Here is a 3,341-nt window from a genome sequence, read left to right as displayed (position 1 = left end):
GACATTGTAAGTTAACGCCTCAGCCTTCCAGCCGGAAGCATCATCTTTCCGGTGCCATTGAAATTGAGGGTATTTTCCTCACTTTAGGTGGACTCTCCGTTTTCGTTCAGTTTCTTTCCAGTGTGGAACGGAACTTTCTTGTGGGGACATAGTATATAGGCTGGGACTTTTGATAAAGATGTGTTCATGTAATTTCCTCTTTCTACCGCCGCCTCTTTAAAATCAGTCAGATGTTTTTTCCCTCCTCTTTCGGGAGGGGAGAATGTTCGGTTTTACTACATAAATATAAAAGAAGTAAATAAAAATAAAAAATGGAACTGAAATGCTTAAAGGTGTTCTTGAAGGGGTGGTGCTTCAAAAGATTCATGCTGGAGAAACTTACGGCTATGAAATAACAAAGTACCTAAACGATTTAGGTTTTGGAGATATTGTGGAAGGAACTGTATATACCATTCTTGTTCGAATCGAGAAAAAAGGGCTCGTCGAGATTGAGAAGAAAAAGTCAGAGCTTGGACCTGCGAGAAAATTTTACACGCTAAACGCTAAAGGAGAACAAGAGTTAAAGGGATTTTGGGAGCGTTGGACATTCTTAGAAGAAAAAATGAATGAAATAAAGGAGAAAAGAAATGTTTAAAAAAATGATGCAAGAAAAAAGAGAATATCGTGCCTATAAAAAACGAGTGAACCAGAAGAATACAGAAAGGCGATGAAAGCAATTGAAAAATATATGTGGAATTTTGCAAAGGGAACAGGCATGTTTGAGATTTTGAAAAAGAAATCTGTTAGACTCGCAGCCTGTTGGAAATGATCTGTGGGTGTCGTTCGGTTGGATGGTGTTAATAATATTAATTTCATTAATTTCATATATTTTTGGATTGAAGGTTTATAGAAGAGTTTAAAGAGTTGTTGATGTAAAAAAGTAGTTATCTATTATAATTATTTTGTATCAAAGCAGCAAAAGAATAGCTGGAGAAACAAATGATTTTAAGGAAGAAAAAATGAACCCTTTGCTAGCATATATAGCAAAGGGTTTTCAAATTTATTGATTTAGTATCTTCTTCTTTTATCTTGGCTTCTCAAGAATAAAGAAAACGACACAGTATAGACAGGCCGTCGAGAAATGCAATAAAGGGGGAATATCACTATTTTATCCCCCTTTATTAATGACCTTATATGTTAATTAATTAATCAACCTTTTATAATTAGTTTAAATTAACTACAAAAAAAGTATAGAAAATCCAATAAATTTAGAGGTATTTTTAATTTCATCACCATGTCAAGTGGTGAATTGTACCTAACATAAGATATCATCTGGGTTTTAATAGTTTTTATAAAATTAAGATAATTCCAAATATTCATGTAAATTAACTTTTATTAATCTATAATAAAATCTATGGAAAAAAATGGGGGGTATCGTATTGAAGAAAAAGTTTATTGTTCCTGCAGTTCTATCGTCAGCGTTGTTGGTAGGTTCTATCCCAGCCGGTAATGTATTTGCGAAGCCGGCTAGTAGTGTACAAGCTTCTAAGTGGAATGAGAAGGCAAACGTTCCTGTTTTTGTGAAGGAGCGATTTGCCGAGAAATTCTCTTCTAGCAACCCTTCCAATGCACTAAATTATTTAAAGAAGAACGAAGGTAAAACCGAAATTAAAAATCCAGATAAAAACCTAAAAGTAAAAGATTCACAAAAAGATAAACTCGGTATGACCCACGTTCGCTTTAATCAATCAATAAATGGAGTGAACGTAGAAGGATCCGAAGTTATTGTTCATTTTAATAAGAATAATGAAGTCGTATCCGTCAACGGAAGAGTAAATCAGACGATTGCCGATGATGCGGTGGACACGACTGCCTCCTTAAGCAGTGATGCAGCACTAAAGCAGGCACTTTCATCTGTCAATGCCCCTGAAGAGCTAACGTATGAGCCAACTTCTGAGCTTGTAGTCTATCCTTTTGAAGGAAAGAATCATACAGCTTATAAAGTGAATGTTAACTTCATGGGGGATGAGCCTGGCAACTGGTTTGTCTTTGTGGATGCAAACACGGGAGAAATCATCGATAAGTATAATGGTTTAATGCATGCTGATGAAATGAAAACACAAAAAGGTGCTGGAAAAGGGGTACATGGTGCTCACAGGGAATTACATATTACCCAAGTGAAGGAACCTAAATCTGGAACTCAGTTTGCGTTAGCTGATTACTCTCATAATGGTCTTGATGGAATACTTACGTATGATGCTAAAAATGATAATAGTTCCAGTAATGATACTCTATATGTGGGGAATTCTGCTGCATTTATCGGCGACTATGATCGGGCTCTTGTCGATGCACACTATAATTCGGAAAAGGTATATGATTATTACCTTAATGAGCATGGCCGAAATTCTCTTGATGGTGAAGGAATGGCCATCATTTCTAAGGTACACTATGGCAATAATTACAACAATGCATCCTGGAATGGGCGTTGGATGACCTATGGGGATGGTGACGGTGAGTACTTTATTTCACTATCAGCCGGTCTTGACGTTGCTGCCCACGAAATGACTCATGGCGTCATCACTCATACAGCAAATTTAGTTTACCGCAATCAATCTGGAGCACTAAACGAATCATTTGCTGACGTCTTTGGTGCACTTGTTGACGATGATGATTGGGAAATGGGTGAGGATATTATGGCACCAGCTGCTAAAGCTGACGGTGTAACGAGATTGCGCAGCTTAAGTAATCCCAACAGTGTTGTAGTAAGTAATGCGGAAAGAGCTGCATATGGCAGTGGAGTCTATCCGGCTCATATGGATGAATTTTATCACATGCCAACTTCGGTTGATGGCGGCGGTGTCCATGTTAACTCCTCGATTACAAACCACGCTGCATACTTGATTGGTCAAGAAATTGGAAGGCACAAGTTAGGACAAATCTACTATCGTTCAATAAGCGTTTATTTAACGCCAAATTCTGATTTTAGTGACGCTCGTAAGGCTATTGTTCAGTCTGCAATTGATATTTATGGTGAAGGCAGCAAGGAAGAGGCTGCAGCTGCTGCCGGATTTGATTCGGTGGGAATTTACTAAGTATATAATTGGATCCGCCCGCAGGAATCAATATTTTTAGCGGATTTTAGAAGGATATTGAAGTGCTTTTATGTTCCCCCAGAATAAGAGTTTGGGGGATTTTTTGTTATGGTCTCACCAGCCCCCCATGTGTTGCCACATTCACTCTGGACACGTGGAGTGCTGTTCACTACTTGTAAGGAAAGATAAATAATGGTATGTCAACACTAAACTAGACAACTTTTTTAAGGTGTTCAAGTTTGTAATCAATCGGACTTACATAACCCAGTG

2 protein-coding genes and 1 pseudogene are annotated in these 3,341 nt (G+C 37.7%); all 3 read left to right on the top strand.

What is annotated here, in order from left to right; all coding sequences use genetic code 11:
* The first annotated feature begins 304 nt into the window (after positions 1 to 304).
* Positions 305 to 634: a PadR family transcriptional regulator gene (locus N9I19_RS24230; RefSeq protein WP_317779255.1), complete on the top strand. Its 330-nt coding sequence runs from the start codon at positions 305 to 307 to the stop codon at positions 632 to 634.
* A pseudogene (locus N9I19_RS24225) lies at positions 627 to 772 on the top strand (DUF1048 domain-containing protein); the annotation flags it as partial. The gene N9I19_RS24230 and the pseudogene N9I19_RS24225, both read left to right, overlap by 8 nt.
* Positions 773 to 1,403: 631 nt before the next feature.
* Positions 1,404 to 3,071, top strand: coding sequence for a M4 family metallopeptidase (locus N9I19_RS24220; RefSeq protein WP_411730919.1), 1,668 nt, complete (start codon positions 1,404 to 1,406; stop codon positions 3,069 to 3,071).
* Positions 3,072 to 3,341: the final 270 nt, after the last annotated feature.

Origin of the sequence: Peribacillus sp. CSMR9 (assembly GCF_033141925.1) — a bacterium.
In the GTDB taxonomy this organism is placed as follows: Bacteria; Bacillota; Bacilli; order Bacillales; family DSM-1321; genus Peribacillus; species Peribacillus simplex_A.
This window is presented reverse-complemented; position numbering and strand designations above follow the sequence as displayed.

What these genes read in the sequence shown, in the direction of transcription:
- N9I19_RS24220 (WP_411730919.1), top strand. Translation starts at nt 1,404, where the DNA reads ATGGGGGGTATCGTATTGAAGAAAAAGTTTATTGTTCCTGCAGTTCTA.